This window comes from Streptococcus sp. KHUD_010, assembly GCF_040207525.1.
GTDB classification, from domain to species: Bacteria; Bacillota; Bacilli; order Lactobacillales; family Streptococcaceae; genus Streptococcus; species Streptococcus hominis.
On sequence record NZ_CP157941.1, the window covers coordinates 1,655,076 to 1,672,899 of the forward strand.

General features: G+C 39.1%; 13 protein-coding genes and 1 pseudogene. 3 read left to right on the forward strand and 11 right to left on the reverse strand.

What is annotated here, in order from left to right; genetic code table 11:
• Positions 1 to 28 precede the first annotated feature (28 nt).
• Positions 29 to 1,636 (reverse strand): alpha-glucosidase, encoded by a 1,608-nt coding sequence (locus ABKA15_RS08135; RefSeq protein ID WP_049513845.1) that lies wholly within the window; start codon positions 1,634 to 1,636, stop codon positions 29 to 31.
• A 222-nt stretch (positions 1,637 to 1,858) separates the two neighbouring features.
• Between ABKA15_RS08135 and ABKA15_RS08140 the strand changes: the two genes are divergently transcribed.
• A complete protein-coding gene (locus ABKA15_RS08140; RefSeq protein WP_049513844.1) occupies positions 1,859 to 2,767 on the forward strand; it encodes an ATP-binding cassette domain-containing protein in 909 nt (302 codons plus the stop codon).
• A 13-nt stretch (positions 2,768 to 2,780) separates the two neighbouring features.
• Positions 2,781 to 3,539: an ABC transporter permease gene (locus ABKA15_RS08145; protein ID WP_049513842.1), complete on the forward strand. Its 759-nt coding sequence runs from the start codon at positions 2,781 to 2,783 to the stop codon at positions 3,537 to 3,539.
• Between the two features lie 50 nt (positions 3,540 to 3,589).
• On the opposite strand, the gene ABKA15_RS08150 is transcribed toward ABKA15_RS08145, so the two are convergent.
• The 10 genes and pseudogenes from ABKA15_RS08150 to ABKA15_RS08195 form a co-directional block, all read right to left on the reverse strand.
• Positions 3,590 to 4,456 carry a HAMP domain-containing sensor histidine kinase gene (locus tag ABKA15_RS08150; RefSeq protein WP_350015342.1) on the reverse strand — a complete coding sequence of 289 codons (867 nt, stop codon included), beginning with the start codon at positions 4,454 to 4,456 and terminating at the stop codon, positions 3,590 to 3,592.
• A 2-nt stretch (positions 4,457 to 4,458) separates the two neighbouring features.
• A complete protein-coding gene (locus tag ABKA15_RS08155) occupies positions 4,459 to 5,136 on the reverse strand; it encodes a response regulator transcription factor (RefSeq protein WP_049513838.1) in 678 nt (225 codons plus the stop codon).
• Between the two features lie 200 nt (positions 5,137 to 5,336).
• The gene (locus tag ABKA15_RS08160) at positions 5,337 to 6,776 is read right to left on the reverse strand and encodes a 6-phospho-beta-glucosidase (RefSeq protein ID WP_049513837.1); all 1,440 of its coding nucleotides are present in this window, start codon (positions 6,774 to 6,776) and stop codon (positions 5,337 to 5,339) included.
• A 254-nt stretch (positions 6,777 to 7,030) separates the two neighbouring features.
• Positions 7,031 to 8,167: pseudogene (gene lctO, locus ABKA15_RS08165) on the reverse strand (L-lactate oxidase).
• Between the two features lie 255 nt (positions 8,168 to 8,422).
• The gene (gene spxB, locus ABKA15_RS08170) at positions 8,423 to 10,228 is read right to left on the reverse strand and encodes a pyruvate oxidase (protein WP_049513835.1); all 1,806 of its coding nucleotides are present in this window, start codon (positions 10,226 to 10,228) and stop codon (positions 8,423 to 8,425) included.
• Positions 10,229 to 10,484: 256 nt separating this feature from the next.
• The gene (gene ldcB / locus ABKA15_RS08175; protein ID WP_186832783.1) at positions 10,485 to 12,626 is read right to left on the reverse strand and encodes an LD-carboxypeptidase LdcB/DacB; all 2,142 of its coding nucleotides are present in this window, start codon (positions 12,624 to 12,626) and stop codon (positions 10,485 to 10,487) included.
• Positions 12,627 to 12,660: 34 nt separating this feature from the next.
• Positions 12,661 to 12,882 (reverse strand): hypothetical protein, encoded by a 222-nt coding sequence (locus ABKA15_RS08180; protein WP_225620218.1) that lies wholly within the window; start codon positions 12,880 to 12,882, stop codon positions 12,661 to 12,663.
• Positions 12,883 to 13,726: 844 nt separating this feature from the next.
• Entirely contained in the window at positions 13,727 to 14,599 is an 873-nt protein-coding gene (locus tag ABKA15_RS08185) for a helix-turn-helix domain-containing protein (protein ID WP_049513832.1), read from the reverse strand.
• A gap of 147 nt (positions 14,600 to 14,746) precedes the next feature.
• A complete protein-coding gene (locus ABKA15_RS08190; protein WP_049513830.1) occupies positions 14,747 to 15,379 on the reverse strand; it encodes an SGNH/GDSL hydrolase family protein in 633 nt (210 codons plus the stop codon).
• Positions 15,379 to 16,209, reverse strand: coding sequence for a Cof-type HAD-IIB family hydrolase (locus ABKA15_RS08195; protein WP_350015343.1), 831 nt, complete (start codon positions 16,207 to 16,209; stop codon positions 15,379 to 15,381). The genes ABKA15_RS08190 and ABKA15_RS08195 overlap by 1 nt, the downstream gene beginning before the upstream one ends.
• A gap of 361 nt (positions 16,210 to 16,570) precedes the next feature.
• Between ABKA15_RS08195 and ABKA15_RS08200 the strand changes: the two genes are divergently transcribed.
• Positions 16,571 to 17,716, forward strand: a complete 1,146-nt coding sequence (locus tag ABKA15_RS08200; RefSeq protein ID WP_049513827.1) for a cobalamin-independent methionine synthase II family protein — start codon at positions 16,571 to 16,573, stop codon at positions 17,714 to 17,716.
• Positions 17,717 to 17,824: the final 108 nt, after the last annotated feature.

Genomic DNA, 17,824 nt, shown 5'->3' on the forward strand with positions numbered 1-17,824 from the left:
ATCCGTTTATTCTCATCGAACCTTCTACTCAATCAATCTCTACACAGAAAGCATCCCAAGCTTGTAATTTGTGATTTTGAAGTGCAGTGGTCACTTCTGTATTCGCAATCAAAACTTTCTTTACAGTATTTTCCCAGGTAAAATCTTGCTCGTCGTTAGAAAAATTCATCACGACCAGATATTTCTTTGTAGATGTTTCTCGTAGATAAGCAAACACCTTATCAGCTGTTTCGAGTAGTTTAAAGTCTGCTGTCACCAACCAATCATTGTCTTTTCTCAATTGAATCAATTTTTGATAAGTATAAAAAATAGAATTTGAATCTTCCAGAGCTGCTTCTACATTGATCGTTGGATAGTTAGGATTGACAGCTAGCCAAGGTTGACCGGTTGAAAAGCCTGCCTGTTGACTAGCATTCCACTGCATAGGTGTGCGAGCATTGTCCCGCCCAATCGCGCAAATGCTTGCCATAATATTATCCAGCGGTACCCCCTTTTCAAGGGCTTCACGGGCATAATTGAGAGATTCAATATCTTCCACTTCTTCCAAAGTCTTAAAAGGATAATTGGTCATGCCAATTTCTTCTCCTTGATAAATGTAAGGAGTCCCACGCATCAGATGAAGTAAAATCGCCAAAGCCTTGGCTGACTTCTCGCGGTATTTCGTATCATTTCCCCAGATAGAGACAACACGCGGAAGGTCGTGATTATTCCAAAAGAGTGAATTCCACCCCTCTTCTACGCCTAATTCATTTTGCCACTTAGCAAAAATCTCTTTGAGCTTAGGAACGTCCAATTCAGCTGCCACATCCCATTTGGGTTGATTCGGTTTGTATTGAAGACCAATGTGCTCAAATTGGAACACCATGGATAATTCATGATTCTTTGGATCGGAATACTGCTTTGCAATTTCAGGAGTGGCACCCCAAGTTTCGCCAACTGTCAGTAAATCCTTCTCCCCAAATGTTGCACGGTTCATCTCCTGCAAGTAAGGGTGCAACATTGGTCCGTTATTGACAATTTTCTGGTCGGGTACTTTGCCAATCATGTCAATCACGTCCATACGAAAACCACCAATTCCCTTGTCAATCCAGAAATTCATCATCTTGTAGATTTTTTGACGTAGGGCTTCATTTTCCCAGTTGAGATCAGGTTGTTTTTTGCTAAAGAAGTGCAGGTAATATTGCCCAGCTTTTTCATCATATTGCCAAGCAGAGCCACCAAAAATAGAGTCTAAATCATTTGGTTTATCTCGCCAGATATAATAACTGTGCTCTGGACTATCTGGATGTTCTCGCGCCTCTACAAACCAAGCGTGCTCGTCAGAAGTATGATTGACCACCAAATCCATAACGATTTTAATATCGCGCTTCTCTCCTTCTGCAATCAGTTCCTCCATATCCTCCATAGAACCAAAAATATCTGCAATTGCTTCGTAATCAGCAATATCATAACCGTTATCGTCCATCGGACTCTTATAAACCGGAGAAAGCCAAATAGCGGTAATTCCAAGTTTTTTCAAGTAATCCAATTTACTTGTAATTCCTTTTAAATCCCCAATTCCATCTCCATTACTATCCATAAAACTCTTTGGATAAATTTGATAAATCACGGCATCATGCCACCATTTTCTTTGCATTGTACATCTCGCTTTCGTCTTTTTTCTTTTCCATACTATACAAATTTTGCATTCTTTGCAAGCGTTTGCGTTAAATTTTAATTTCTTTTTGGCATGTAAAAAGTTTGGCTCTGTTAATTTTAGAAATATTTGAGAATTGCTTGAGACTTATTTGACAGGCATTGTGTATACTAAATAGTGAAAAGAGGGGAACTCTACGATAGAAAAAACGGAGGTCACGTTATGGAAACTGTTGTAAATGTGAAACACATCAGCAAGAAATTTGGACAACAACTCGCTTTGGATGATGTCAGTCTCACCGTGAAGCAAGGAGAAATTTACGGTCTGATTGGGAAAAATGGAGCTGGTAAAACAACGCTTATCAAAGTGATTACCCAACTGATTCAACCCAATAGCGGTACGGTTGCTCTCTTTGGCTCTTCTAATAAATCCGAATGGACGCACGCTCTCAAGCGAGTCGGTTCTGTCATTGAAGCTCCTGCCGCTTATGCCCACCTGACCGCTTATGAAAATTTAAACTATTGCTGCAAAATACGACATATTCCCAATGCAAATAAGGTTATTCAAGAAACTCTCTCTTATGTCGGACTGACTAATACTGGTAAGAAAAAATTTCGAGATTTTTCTCTTGGAATGAAACAGCGCTTGGGTATTGCCATTGCACTTCTATCCAAGCCTGATTTAATGATTTTGGATGAACCGATTAACGGGCTTGACCCTGTCGGAATCAAAGAATTCCGCCAGTTGGTGCAACGTCTCAATGAAGAATTAAATATGACCTTTATCATTTCCAGTCATATTTTAAGCGAGCTATACCTAGTTGCTACAAAATTCGGCATTATCGAAAACGGTCAACTTATCAAAGAAATCACGAAAGCAGAGTTTGAAGAAGAAAGTGAAGATTATATTGTTTTGAAAACAAATAATCTCGCCAAGGCAAGCAGCATACTCCACGATCATCTGGGCTACCGTCTGAAAGTCGTGAATGCAACAGATGAGATACACATTTTTACTCATTCGCATGAGATTAACACTATCATTCAAGAATTAGGAAAGATGAATATTGCTATCAACGAAATCTACTATGCACGCCAAGACTTAGAAAAATACTTTACAGATTTGGTAAAATAGAGGGAGGTTTATCATGATTCATACTATTCAAGCAGACTTTTATCGTTTCTTTCGCTCAAAGGGTTTTTGGATTACGGAGTTCTTCTTTATCATCACACTATTATCCGGTGTGCTCTATGGTGTTATGGGGAATGTAGGGGTACATACAGACACAAAAGCTTTAAACGCATTGGAGAAGAAGAGTGGTTGGACTGGTTTTGAAGCTATCACTAAAACTTCTGGTAATTTTAGTAATACTATTATTTTTATTATCATCCTTGTTGTTTTATTAATTGGAATTGATCTTACTCAAAAATTATATAAAAATTCTATTACTAGCGGTATCTCACGAACAGAATTCTATCTATCTAAATTCTTTGTTCTGGCTAGTCTCATCGTGTTTCAACTGATTCTAACCTATTCTGCGTTTATTCCAGCTACACTTATCAATGGCATTGGAACAGCACCAAAACATTTCCTTTCGAATTTTCTCATTATGATTGGCGTCCAATTTATCTGTGCCTTTGCTTGGGTTAGTCTTGTTTCATTCACATTATATGCTACTAACTCTATTATAGCTGCTATTTTCACCTATTTTGTCGGTGCTTCCCTGCTAGGTTTGCCAACTACCTTTTATCCAGATGTTGATTGGTTGAAATACTTGAACATGCAATTCTATTTTGACATGGTCTCTAAGCAAGATATGGTCTTCAAAACCATAACAATTGCCCTTCTCATCACACTTTTCTTTGCATTTAGTGGTTTACAAGTATTTAAAAGAAAAGATTTATAACAAAAGAAAACAGCTAGTCAAATGATTAGTTGTTTTTCTGTATAAAATATTCACAAACGGATAAACAATCCAAACCATTCTCCTTCAGCTTTCATGGTTAAATCACCGCCAAGAATATCTACCAGTTGCTGAGTTATATAAAGTCCTAAACCAGAGGATTCTTCCGTGTTAGAGAGGTTTTCAGAATAAAAACGATTGGTCAATTTTTCCAAATGTTGAATGGGCTGACGGACAATGTTTTTTACACTTAAATGAATAGCCGCATCTTTTCGGATTAAAGATAGCTGGGCAGTTTCCTTTCCATGCTTGAGGACATTACTTAGCATATTTTGGACAATTCGCTCCAAAATTTCTGGATCTGTCTTTGCTACTAACCCCTCCTGCAAATTTACTTGCAATTCAATTCCTTGCTTTTGAAAAGCATCATAAAAAGAAAGCATTTGCTTTGCAACCGGTTTGGAAATATCTATTTGTCGAAACTGCGGTCGAACTGCACCCTCCATAAGACGGCGGTATTCCATGAGAGCTTCTAAACGATTGGAAACAACGGACAGATTGGTTGCAATTTTCAACAGCTGTTCATTTTCTTCTTTTCCCTTTATAAGCTGTTGGGTATAGCCACTAGCAATGGTCAAGGGTGTGCGAATATCATGAGCAATATTGCTAATCGCCATATCCAAGGTTTTCTTTTCCTGACGAGCGATAAAACGTGTCTGCTCTACTTCTTGAAAGAGCTTTTCAACTTCATTTGCCAACTCAACAATCGTTTGGGTGTAGTTTTGAGGTGCCAAACGAATTTGACTACCAGTTTCTCGTTTCTCACGAACCTGCTGTGAAAAATTACGGACCGCAGCATGATAACGTACGAGCAAGAGCCCAAGCAGACCGATGAACATAATTAGTATAAAATCAAGCATTCTCAGTCCTCCTTGAGTCGTACACCCAGTCCCCAAATCGTTTCGATATATTCTTCCGAATCATCTACTTGGGCCAATTTTTTACGAAGATTGCTAAGGTGAGTGTTCAGTGTATTATCTCCCGGCAGGTAGGGTTCTCCCCAAACCAATTCAAATAATTCTTCTTTTGTGTAAATTTTCTTCGGATGACGAAGCAAGGTTTGAAGTATCTGATACTCCTTCTTCCCCAAACGAACTCGCTTCTCGCCATTGACCACTTCAAATGTATCTGGTGAAAGACGGATATTTTTTATCCCTTGAATTTCCGTTGCTTGCTCTTGTGAAAGGTGGTTACGCAACTGCACTGTCACACGCGCAAAAAGCTCGTCCAGATCGAACGGTTTGACGATGTAATCATTCGCGCCGTCCAACAGATACTGACTAACCAGCGACTTCTCACCCAAAGCTGTCAGCATGACCACTGGAATCTGACTGCTTTTGCGAATTTCTGCCAAGACCTGATCGCCATTTTTCCCTGGCAACATAATATCCAGCAGCACCAAATCAATCTTTTCCTGCGCAAATATAAGCAATCCTTCCGTTCCAGAATAAGCTGAGAAAACTCTGTGCTCAGTTTCAAACAAATCTTTTAAAATTTCATGGATATCGTTATTATCTTCGATGATTAAAATAGTAGCCATATTACTTCCATTTCCAACAAAATCTCTTATCCCTAGTGTAGCAAGGAAAAAGACGGAAGTCAACGGAAAGCAAAAAAGAGAGCGGGATGACGAAATCAAGTTTCTACGCAACTACTGATTTCTGCCCCACTCTCACCAAATTCTTGAAATAAGAGAGCCAATTAAACTGATTTTAAATTCTGTCTCACACCCCAAGTGCTCTATTTCACACTTGCTCCATTGGTCGCAATGACTTCTTTATACCAGTCAAAGGATTTCTTCTTGGAACGTTTGAGTGTGCCGTTTCCATCGTTGTCACGGTCAACATAGATGAAGCCATAACGTTTTTTCATCTCGCCAGTACCGGCTGACACTAGGTCGATACAGCCCCAAGTGGTGTATCCTAGAAGTTCTACGCCGTCTACATTAATTGCATCACGCATCGCCTTGATATGGGCAGCTAGGTAGTCAATGCGGTAGTCATCTTCGACATAGCCATTTTCATCCGGCGTATCGACTGCTCCCAGACCATTTTCCACGATAAACATGGGTTTTTGATAGCGATCCCAGATGACGTTAAGGGTAATTCGCAAGCCCAGCGGATCAATCTGCCAGCCCCACTCAGAAGCTTCTAGGTAAGGATTCTTAAGCGAGGCAAAGATATTTCCGGCAGTTTTTTCATTGACCTTTGGATCACCAGAAGCCACCCGGCTGGAATAATAAGAGAAGGAAATGAAATCCACCGTATAGGTCTTAAGCAATTCTAGGTCTTCTTTTGTCATTTCAACTTCAATACCTTCACGTTCCCATTTTTTCTTAGCATAGTTTGGATATTCTCCTCTGGATTGGACATCAATGAAGAAATAGCTTTCTCGATCTTCCTGCAAAGCTGCCCAGTAATCTGCTGGATTGGCTGTATTTGGATAATACTGACCAGCCGCCAGCATGCAGCCAACCTTGTTTTCAGGGTCAATTTCATGAGCCAACTTCGTCGCAATAGCTGAGACTACCAATTCATGATGAGCTGCTTGGTATTTGACCTGCTCTTCATTTTCCTCTTCTTCAAAGTAAAGTCCTGCTCCCATAAACGGTGCATGAAGAATCATATTGATTTCATTGAAGGTCAGCCAGTATTTGACCAAACCCTTGTAACGAGTAAATAGCGTGCGGCAAAGACGCTCATAAAATTCCAGCATTTTGCGACTGCGCCAACCCCCGTACTCCTCAATCAAGTGCATAGGACAGTCAAAGTGGGTAATAGTCACCAGAGGCTCGATGCCATACTTATGGCATTCCTTAAAGAGGTCTTCGTAAAATTTCAAGCCTGCCTCATTAGGTTCCAGCTCGTCTCCCTTTGGAAAAATCCGAGACCAGGCGATAGAGAGTCGATAAGTTTTAAAGCCCATTTCGCCAAAAAGCGCAATATCTTCTTTAAAATGATGATACATATCAATGGACTCTTTTGCCGGATAGAAATAGCCTTCCTCAAAGTCAAACATCTTTTTCTTACCAGCAATAATCGGGAAACGATCCGCACCAATCGGCACCACATCGACATTTGCAAGACCTCTACCATCAACATCATAGGCCCCTTCACATTGGTTGGCAGCGGTCGCTCCGCCCCATAAAAATCCATCTGGAAAAGTCAATTTTTCTGTCATATCTTCCTCCTTATAATATAAAACGTTTTCTACACTTTATATTATAACAAACAAAGAAGAAGTTTTCTTATAAAATACTGTCAAATAGTGATACTATTCTATTTTCCAAGTGCATTAACGACTTTTGCTAACTTTTGTCATTTAGAACTGAATATTGTTATTAAAATCGGGTATCTGACTTCATTTCTCTATCGCTTAGCATAACAAAACTCCCTTTGAAAAGCCAAAGAGAGTTGGATGATAATTTATCCATTTTAGTACAATTTCAAATCCCGTGGGTCTACTGGGAAAGTTGGATTATAAGGATTGTGACGAAGTTTGAAGTGTTTTACTTCTTCAATCGTTTGGGTACCAGATAATTGCATCACTGTTTTTAATTCATCATTGATATGCTCAAAGACTTGGCGGACACCAACACTACCACCAAGAGCTAGACCATAAATCACAGGTCGTCCAATAGCCACTAAATCTGCCCCAGAAGCGAGTGCCTTAAAGACATGCTGACCACGACGGACACCTGAGTCAAAGACAATTGGTACACGTTTGTCAACTGTTTCAGCCACTTCTTGCAATGAATCAAATGCTGCCGGACCGCCGTCAATTTGCCGTCCACCGTGGTTGGTCACCCAAATACCAGAAGCACCGGCATCAAGCGAGCGCTCTACATCTTCACGGCATTGTGGACCTTTGACATAGACAGGAAGGTCTGAGTAAGATGCGATAAATTCCACATCACGAGGGGATAATTTTTGCTTAGCTGATTTGTAAACGAAGTCCATTGTCTTGCCTGCACCATCAGGAAGGTATTCTTCTACAATCGGCATGCCAACTGGAAAAACAAAGCCATTGCGTTTGTCCACTTCACGATTGCCCCCAACAGTCGCATCTGCTGTCAAAACAATTGCTTTATACCCTTCAGCTTTAACCCGATCCATGATATGACGGTTAATGCCATCATCTTTACTAAAGTAGAACTGGAACCAATGGGGGGGTCCTTGAAGAGCTTGCGAAATTTCTGGAAGATCGACTGTTGAATAAGAGCTAGTGGTGTAGAGAGAACCAAATTCATGCACACCTTTTGCTGAAGCCACTTCTCCTTGTACATTCGCTAGCTTATGAGCCGCTACCGGGGCTAGAATAATTGGAGACGATAGTTTATCCCCGCCAAATTCAATCTCTGTACTTGGATTCTCTACATTGCGAAGCGTGTGAGGTACAATTAGCTTATGATTAAAGGCACGAATATTTTCTCGCAAAGTAAAGGTATCCTCAGCTCCACTTGCAATATAGCCAAATGCAGCTTTGGGAATGACCTTCTAAGCCATGGGTTCTAAATCATAAGTGTTAATGAAATCAACTGGGCCTTCAGCACTACTAGTTTGGTAAGACATCATATTTCCTCCTGTCTAATGCATATCTGCAGAGAAAGTCAGATTAAACCTTTTAAAAGCAAGCGCTTTCATTCTCTCAAAACAAAAAACTCAATCAGTCTATCTAACAGATCAGAATAATAAGAATTTGTATAAAATTTATACCAATTTAATGAAGTGAAACAGCTTTTGCAATTTATAGTAGAGTTAGAGGGGATGCCTTCCCACTCTAACTACTATAAAGGTCGTAAAAATTAAGATAAGCTGTGGCTCACGTTATGGCTTGACACCATATTCTTTGAAATAGGCTGTAATAGGTCGCAGCTCTTGCCCATCATAAGCCGCAAAGAATTCTTCTGGACTCATTTGACCATGTGTTTCTTGATAACCAGCAGAAATTTTTTCTACAAAGTCACCATCAATAATATCCAATTCCAACTCTTCCACAGGGATACCACGTTTGTCTGTGATTTTAGCATCAATCAAAACAGGCTTCCCAGATTTTGAAACTTCAAGTGCGCGGTCAAATGCAGCTGGCAATTCCTCTAAAGTTTTAACTGTTATTCCCTCTACTCCCATTCCTTCTGCAACTTTCGCAAAATCTACTTCGTAGAGATCTACGCCTGAAAAGTTCATGACCAGATCTTCCTGTTCAGACTTGATAAAGTTGAGTGAATTGTTAGAAGTGATAATATTGATAATTGGCAACTGGTATTTGACTTGGGTCGTCAGATCCTGCATCACCATTGAAAATGCACCGTCCCCAGCAATATTGAAAACTTGGCGATTTGGAAAAGCAAATTGACCTGCGATAGAAGCTGGTACACCATAACCCATGGTGGCAAAAAGAGCGGAGATGGTCCATTTCTTCTCTGGTGTAAAGTTTAAGAAGCGGAAGCTATTGATAATATTGTCCCCAACATCAATACCATAGACAGCATTGGCATCTGAAATGCGGTTGATTTCGCGATAAACTTGTTCGAACTCTAGTGGTCCGTCTGCTTTTTGCATTAAACGTGCCAGATAAGCTTTCCAATCTTTCATGGCTGCCACACTTGCTTGATAAAATGGTTGCGGAGCGACCGGTTCACTACGTTCCAAGGCTTTTTTCAGAAAACTTCCAGAATCTGATAAAATTCCTAAATCCAAGTAGTGATGACGACCAAAATTAGCAGCATCAATATCAATAGAAACAAACTTAAAATCATGAGAACGATAAACTAAGTTGGCAAATGGGAAGTTTGTCCCAAGAGCAATCACCAGATCAGCCGCCGCAAAAGCTTCATCACCAACCTTAGAAGCAGCACGATTCAATGTTCCTAAGTTGGCTTCAAAGTCATCTGGAATTTTGCCCTTAGCCAGACCTGCTACAGCAATCGGAATTTGCAATTTTTGAGACAGTTCTATCAATAACTGGGCATTGTTCCCGATACCAGAACCTACATGAAAAATAGGACGCTTAGCGGCTTTTACTAGTTCAAGAAATTGATCCACTTCGGCATCCGTTGCTTGTGGCAACGGTAAGTTTTTTTCTGCTGTATGAGAAGCATAATCTACATCTGGAATTTCTACATAACCAAAATTATTTGGCATGATAACAACAGCTACACCATTATGTTTATAAGCCTCACGAATCGCTTTATCGACAACATAGGGGAGACTTTCTGGTGTCATAACCACTCGGTTGTAAACCGCAACATCACTAAACATCGGTAATTCAGAAAACTCTTGGAAATAATCATAATTCATATTTGTGCTAGGAACTTGACCAACCAAAGCCAAAACCGGAGCATGATCTTCCCGCGCATCGTACAAGCCATTTAAAAGATTGACAGCACCAGGGCCAGCAGATCCAAGAGTTACGCCTATTTTTCCAGTCAATTTAGCATGAGCTGCAGCTGCAAGAGCTCCAACTTGTTCGTGACGAACTTGAACAAAGTGAATGTTTTCCTTTTCCAGATCCAGCGCATTCATAGTTGAATTGACAGAACCACCAGGGTAACCGTAAACATTTTCCACACCCCATGCTTCTAATACACGAAGCATAGCAACAGCAGCGGGCACTGTTTTCACATTAGACATAATAATCCTCCATCTCAGAGAATGGAATTGCAATTTCAAAATCTGTTTTTTAGTTACGGTAATATCATAATACTTTTTGAATTTGTTTACAAAAAATTTGCTCACAGATTTTCACAATCTCAGAAAATATCAAAAAGCTTATACACAACAGCATTTCCTTTTATGCTTTATCTAAGTTTGTGACATAATAAACAATGCTTTTCAAATATAAAAAAACACCTACGGATTCTCAACCGTAGATGTTGTAAAGTTTGAATTAAGCAATAGCAATATACCGTCTCTTTCCGCTAAAAGCAATATAAGAAATCCATGTCGCACCATCTGCATTCAAAACCTTATCATAAGTGACCGATTGCCCGGCATCATAATAAGCCAATTCAGGGGCTGACATTCTAGCTTCTGCTTTGATAGAGGAGCGTTTTGTAAAACGATAGACACCTTGAGCAGGGATAGCAGGTGTTTGGGGTGACGGAGTCGTTGGTTTTGACGAAGTTACTGATGAAGCGTAATCTCCACCTTCAAAGCCATAATATTCCTCTAAACTCAAACCAGAATGATAAACTTCATCAGCTTCCTTACCAATGTAACGAATATGCCATGCTTCTGGCATGTATCCTGTCGAAGCTTCTTTCCCTGGTTGGTAACGGACTACAAAACCGTAGCGATGTGCATTGTTCTTCAACCAATTACTTGCAGCAGTATCCTCTAAAAGATTGCCCGCTTTATCCGTTAAATCAAAGACAAGACCTGTTTGGTGCTCACTATAACCGGGACGTGCAGAGTAACGATCCGCAGCAGCTTGTCCATCTTTATTCACATAATTTTGATACAAAACTTTTTGATAATCATAAGTTCTGAAGCCACTATAAGCATATCCAACATTATAGCCTTTCGCAATCATATCATTTCTTAATCGAAGGAAAGCAGCTTTTGCAGTTAGATTTTCACCAGGATTGTAGTTAGCAGCCATCGGATGCTTTTTATTTGCTACTACAATTTCATCATATTTACCTTGGATAAAGTAGTAAGAGCCATTATATTGTACTTCTTTTGCACCCGTTTGAGAGCCTTCCACCTTGGTCGTTGTACCCGTTACACCTTGCAAGCTACCGTCTGACTGAATGTAATACATGTGAATGTTGTACTCGCCACGATTGTTTTTATGGCGGCGAATATCTACACTCAACTTGTAAGTGCCGTCTGTTTGCTTGACTGCATCGTACCAAATCACATCATCTTGACCGCCTTGGCTGGACCAAACAGGCAGCTTCACTGTCTTCACACCCTTGGTCGAGCTGACATTTGTCACCACCACATCAAAACCTTGGGAAGTCTTGTTTTCAATGTGAATCGTACCTGTCACCTTGTTTTGAGCTGGTTTTTGAGACTCTGACTGAGCTAATTTTGTCACAGCCGCATAACGACGAACACCGCTATATGAAACATAGCTAATCCATTGATAGCCATCATTTTCCAGCACTTTATCATAGTAGACACTGTCGCCCCTATTAAAGGTAAATTGTGTCGGAGCTGACAATTTAGCTTCATTCTTAACCTCTGTCGTTCTAGAGAAAGCATATCTTCCTCTAGAAGGGAGAGTTCCTGTTGAAGAAAGTGTTGGTTTCACTGGTTGTTGAGGTTCAGATTGAACCAGCTTGTTAATAGCCGCATAGCGACGAGCTCCACTATAAGAGCGGTAACTTAGCCATTGGTATCCATCTGCAATCAAAACTTGGTCGTAAAAAACGCGATCCCCCGCATTCACATAAAATTGCAATGCTGCACTTGCTTTCGGTTCATTCTTCACTTCCGTACGTTTCGTATAAGTGTAATAGCCCTGACTTGGTAAAGAAGGTACACTTTGCGCTACTTTGGATTCTGCCAGACGTGCTTCGTGCACTGTTTGCGTTTTATCCATCAATTTCGCAACATCAATTTCTTCTTTCCCTGCTTCTTTTTCGACAGGACTCTTTTCAATTTTTGCAGTTGTTGAAGGGGTAGCTGTGTCTGTTGTTGCATCAACAGATGAATTTGTTGTTTCGTCTTCTGTCTGTGTCGCTGCATCAACAGTCGTTGTTTGAGAAGGTGTCGTCTCTGTAGCTACAGAAACAGCTTTATCCGCTGAAGAACTAGTTGGCGCAGTTGTTGTTACAGCAGTTTCTTTTTGAGTTGCTGCTGATTGAGAAGACACATCAGTTGATTCAATTGTGTTTTGAGTCTTATTTACTGTGCCAACTTGAGCCGCTTCAGGTATTGTTCTAGTCGTGGCTCGTTCATCAGCTGACACGGTTTGACCACCCATAAAGAGGACACATCCAATCAAAACAGAAGCCGCACCGCACGAATATTTACGAATGGAAAAACGTTGTTCTTCGTGATCAAACATTCTTTTTTTCATCACTTGTCCTACTTTCTAATTTATGTTTATCATCTTAATTTCTATAAAAGGGATGTGCATTGGCATTTTCATCTTGCCCAATCAAAATACGATCTGTATTAGAGACATTTCCTGTAATAGGATCAGCTATTCCTGCAGGAATCACAATGAATGCCGCACCACCTACTTGAGCGTCTTTTGGATAAATCGTTCCCCAAACACACCCACTGATGTTTGTTTCATTAGCTGCTAGAGCATATTCTCTATTTTCACCCACAAAAGTGGCCTGACCATTGGAGCTAACTGTAACACTTCTCCCAGAATCATTACTCCAAGTTCCTGAAATCGTTGAGAAGTTCCCACTAGCAAGAGCATTTATATCAACTGTGGACGTTGTTTTCGATGAAGTAGAGTTGCCATTATTGGCATTCGCTACACTTGAAGAGGACTGGTTTGCGGATGGCTGAACTGGCGCTGACGATGTCGATTCACTGGCAGTTTGAGTATTACTTTCTGATTTAGAATTACTCGCTTTAGCGGTACTCTTTTTTGTAGTTTTGGCTGATTTTGCCTTTTTAGAGCTACTACTTTTTGTTGTTTTCGTTGTTTTTACTGAATGTCCATTGTCCCACTTTTGACTTCATTTTTATGACAAGCACCAAGTAGAAACAAGGAACATAACATGGTTACACTTGCCAATTTATATGATTTTTTCATTGTATTTCCTTTCTTTTTCAGGAATCCTTAAATTCCAAAGTCATTATACAACTTTATTTTGTAAAAATCAACACATTTTAGAAATATTTGTAATTTATTTGTAACATTTTCTTTATTCTCATATTCCTGATAGAAACAAAAAATTTTTGATAACATTCTTCATATTTTTAACAGAATTAAATCTCCTTTCTAGGTACACATTATATACCTTTGAATAAACTATTTCAATAGATTTTTATAAAAATAGTCATTTTTTTTATAATTATAACTATAATTATCTTCTGCGCTTGGATATATTCCCTTAGTTTTAAGGTAGCAGTTTCAAAAATAAAACACGAATAAAATTATCCCCATAATTAACTGGACATAAGATTATTCGTGTTTTTCTACAATTTATCTTTAACTTACACTTTTTGAAAATTATCACGAAGATACTTTTCAAGCGTCAATGCCATTTTTTCATTGCCGCTTAGTTTATATAATACTTGCGAAAGCGTAAAATATTGTTTTACAATACTTTGGCTAGAAAAATCCTCGCTAATATTTGCTAATATACAGTATAAATCTGCTAATAAATAACTACAACTGTATTCATTACATTTTTCAATAACATCAAGCGTTTCCTCTATCCCCTTCTCAATCTGGGAGCTTTTCCAAAGATATCGGCAAAAATTATATCTAATTTTAATATAAATTTTCAGCTCTATTATATGAGTAAAATCAATACTTTGAAGTTTAGGTAGTACTGCTTGATAACATTTTTCAAATTCATCATTATTTTTTTCTTCTAAAAAGAAATTAAGCAAGGTATTAGAGATACGAAGGTACATTAACTCATCTTTACTTAATCGTACAAGCATTTTTTCTAATTTTTTAATAGCCTCTTCTCTTTTATTATCACAATGAAATGAAACAATTGCCCCTATCCATTCAAGATAATTTTGGTCTGATAATGGCAATCTATGTTGTTTATCAACTTCTAAACTGTATAAATATTTTAATGAATCATACTCACGCTTTACTAGAAAGGATTCTACCAGCTCTTTGAATTGTACCAACTTAGATGTCTCACCAAGTACACTATCATCAAAAAAATAATTCATTGTTACATTCATTTTTTTCGATAATGAATATAAAAGATCCGAACCAGGCATATACTTGCCTTTTTCCATTCTACTAATCTGACCTTGCTCACATACCCCTTCGGCTAATTCTTTTTGGGATAACCCTAATTCCAATCGTTTACTTTTTAATCTTGTAGCTAATAATGTACTCATACTATTCCTTCAACAGTTTATAATTATTTTTCATTATATCATATGAGTTAAAATATATAAAATTAAATTTTTATGACAATAATAATTTTTTGGTATTATATCTATTGAAACGAGTTCAAAATTGCCAATCTATAGTTGACTCAAAGATTACAACTGTTCTGCTATTCGCTCTGCCAGCACTTGATAGCCTGCGACCGTCAAATGCAGCCCGTCGGTGGTAAATGATTCTTTTAATTGTCCTGCTTCATCTAGCAGATTGTCATAGATATTCAAAAAGGTCACATTCATATAAGCAGAAGCTAACTCTTGATAAGCATGATTGAGGGCTTGAATTTTTTGATTGCTTCTTCGATGAACGCGCTTTTTATAAGTAGCGGTTTCATTGACTGGTAAAACAGACAGAAGGCAGATTTCTGCAAGAGGATAATTCCTAGTAATCGTTTGAATGATATTTTCCACATTTTTCACCGTTTCTTGCTGCGGGATTTCCTTGCCAATATCATTGGTGCCGATGAGGAGAAAGACCTTATCAACAGCCTGCCCGAATAAAAGAGATTCTAAATGTTCTAGCAACAAATCGGATCGATACCCTCGAATTCCACGGTTTATTAGTGTTTTTGATGTTTTTAATAACTCATGCAATGGAAAATATTCAACAATGGAATCTCCCAGAAAAAGTACATCAGGGTCTTCAAGGGATATACGATTCAAATCTTGGTACTTTTGTCTGACCTGCTCTTGCTCATTCAAAAGCCATTCATCTAATAATTGGACAGCCATTAACTCTCTCCTTTGCTCAAATAGCTCTCTAATACTGTCAGGACACCCGCCTCTGTATTTGCTGGTGCAAGGTGATTGGCAACTGCCTTGGTTTTAGGATCTGCATTCTCCATAGCATAGGAAATCCCTGCTAATTGCAGCATTTCAATGTCATTTTCACTATCTCCAAAGGCCATGATTTCTTGCTCTTGAATTTCCCATTTTTGCATCAATTGCTCCAACCCCCAAGCTTTATGGATTCCTTTTTGCAAAATGTCAATCGCTCCATAGCCGCTTGTGACTGCGTTTAATGTGTCTGCAAAATCCTGATTGAGCTGTCGAGTAGCCTGAACTGCTACTTGCTCGTTTACCACCATGCTCATTTTCAGAACTTGTGGGAAATCGTCTGGACGCAATGTTTCAACAAAGTTTATCTTTCGGTAAAATTCTTGCGCCATTTCTGCTGTCATGACTTTTTCAATCATAGGGAAAACCGTCCCCGTTTTGACAAAGGCACCATTTTCAGCTGTGACGACGAGGTGCACATCACGTTCTCTCCCTTCAAAGTAAGACAAGACTTGTGCAATTAAGTCTTGAGACCAACATGTACCCAGCAGTACCTCGTTTTTATCAAAAATCCGCGCACCATTTGCAGCAATCAAGGTCACGCGCTCCAGCAAATCCCCAAATAGCAAGCGCATCCGGTGAATTTCATTGCCCGTTGCCACCACAAACCGAATCTCCCGCTTGTCCAGCTCATCCAATATATTTTTCAACCGACCTCGATTGAATTCCCCTTTTTCATCTAAGAGCGTGCCATCCATATCAGTCACAATCATCTTAATTGGCATGTTATCACCTTTAACAATCATTCCTTTCAAATTCAAATCCCATCGTTCATTTATTTCATGATGTACAACTATCCTTTTACCATTTCTGTAATTCCGCTTGGATAATGCAGGACAGGATTGGCTACATTTACATCCTATTCAAAAGGATTATAGCACATTTAAAAATATCAAAATATTAAACAAACCTTTTTCTTCTATTTTACCAAAAAGAGAGTTGAAGAGGAAACAATTGTATTCAAGCAAGGACTGGCCTTTTCGGGTATAGTTTTAAACTATATCTCTTCCTCTAAATTAACTATTTTTCAAAAGTGCTTAGCTTGTGTACAATAAAAAGTAAGAAATTTAGAAAGAGGCTTTTGACATGACACAATCAAAATTCCAGCTCGTTGGCTCCTTACTCCGCCCAGCCAACCTACTTGCCTACAAAAATAAAATCGAACATCGTGATGATATTCACTATCCATTTTACGACAGTTTTCCCGGCTATCTTGAAACGGAGACAGCAGAGATTAAAAAGATCATTGCTGATGAAAAGGCAAATGGTATTGATATTTTGACAGATGGTGAATATTCTAAGTCCATGTGGCATTTAGATTTTATTTGGGGACTTAAAGGTATTGAACGTTACATTGCAGACCACGGCTACACTTTTAAAGACCATGATGGCGGACAGTACGAAACACGTAAAGACATCGGTATTCGCATTACCCAGCCACTTTCAGGTAAAAATCATCATTTTCTAGATATTTACAAACTGCTCAAGGAAGAAGCTGGTGATACGCAAACAAAATTAACCATTTGGGGTCCTGCTCATGCTTACACAGAACTGGCTATCTTTGATAAACTTGCTGGTGAAGGGCAAGTTTACAAAACCAATGACGAATTAAAAGCTGGTCTTATCAAGGCCTACAAGGAATTTTTGACAGAATACAAGGAAGCTGGCGGTGAGATTATCCAGTTTGATGACTGCCTTTGGGAACTTTTTGATGAATCAAATCCTGCTTCGTTTTTTGCTGATGGCAATGCTGCGCTGGCTGATTTAGCTGATGAATTCATTGCGATCAATAACGAGGTGGCTGATTACGGGCATCAATTAGGACTGAAAGTTTGGACACACAACTGCCGCGGAAACTATGAAAGCCGTTCAGCATCAGGCGGAACTTATGAAGCGATTGCGGAAAAATTCTTGCGTGATCAACACTATGACCGCTTCTTCTTAGAATGGGACAGTGACGTCTCAGGTGATTTGAAAGCTCTTGCTTCTCTGAAAGATAAAGATGCCGAAGTTGTTCTTGGACTTCTTTCTAGTAAGACAACTGATCTGGATGATGAAGAACGCGTGCTTCGTTTATTAGAACAAGCCAGCACCATCTTTCCTAAGGAACGTCTCCTGCTGTCACATCAATGCGGTTTTGCTTCCTGCGATTCAGGCAATGAACTAGCTATTCCACAACAATGGGCTAAAATAAAACAAGGTCAAGAAATCGCTAAGAAGTTTTGGGGTTAAGTTGTATGCGACGACAGCTCTTATGACTGTTTAGCAAACCCTTATAAAATGCGAGACAAACTTCTTTTTGAGGTTTGTCTTTTTTAACTTTCAAAAATAAATACGACT

What these genes read in the sequence shown, in the direction of transcription:
- ABKA15_RS08135 (WP_049513845.1), bottom strand. Translation starts at nt 1,636, where the DNA reads ATGCAAAGAAAATGGTGGCATGATGCCGTGATTTATCAAATTTATCCA.
- ABKA15_RS08140 (WP_049513844.1), top strand. Translation starts at nt 1,859, where the DNA reads ATGGAAACTGTTGTAAATGTGAAACACATCAGCAAGAAATTTGGACAA.
- ABKA15_RS08145 (WP_049513842.1), top strand. Translation starts at nt 2,781, where the DNA reads ATGATTCATACTATTCAAGCAGACTTTTATCGTTTCTTTCGCTCAAAG.
- ABKA15_RS08150 (WP_350015342.1), bottom strand. Translation starts at nt 4,456, where the DNA reads ATGCTTGATTTTATACTAATTATGTTCATCGGTCTGCTTGGGCTCTTG.
- ABKA15_RS08155 (WP_049513838.1), bottom strand. Translation starts at nt 5,136, where the DNA reads ATGGCTACTATTTTAATCATCGAAGATAATAACGATATCCATGAAATT.
- ABKA15_RS08160 (WP_049513837.1), bottom strand. Translation starts at nt 6,776, where the DNA reads ATGACAGAAAAATTGACTTTTCCAGATGGATTTTTATGGGGCGGAGCG.
- spxB (WP_049513835.1), bottom strand. Translation starts at nt 10,228, where the DNA reads ATGTCTAATGTGAAAACAGTGCCCGCTGCTGTTGCTATGCTTCGTGTA.
- ldcB (WP_186832783.1), bottom strand. Translation starts at nt 12,626, where the DNA reads ATGAAAAAAAGAATGTTTGATCACGAAGAACAACGTTTTTCCATTCGT.
- ABKA15_RS08185 (WP_049513832.1), bottom strand. Translation starts at nt 14,599, where the DNA reads ATGAGTACATTATTAGCTACAAGATTAAAAAGTAAACGATTGGAATTA.
- ABKA15_RS08190 (WP_049513830.1), bottom strand. Translation starts at nt 15,379, where the DNA reads ATGGCTGTCCAATTATTAGATGAATGGCTTTTGAATGAGCAAGAGCAG.
- ABKA15_RS08195 (WP_350015343.1), bottom strand. Translation starts at nt 16,209, where the DNA reads ATGCCAATTAAGATGATTGTGACTGATATGGATGGCACGCTCTTAGAT.
- ABKA15_RS08200 (WP_049513827.1), top strand. Translation starts at nt 16,571, where the DNA reads ATGACACAATCAAAATTCCAGCTCGTTGGCTCCTTACTCCGCCCAGCC.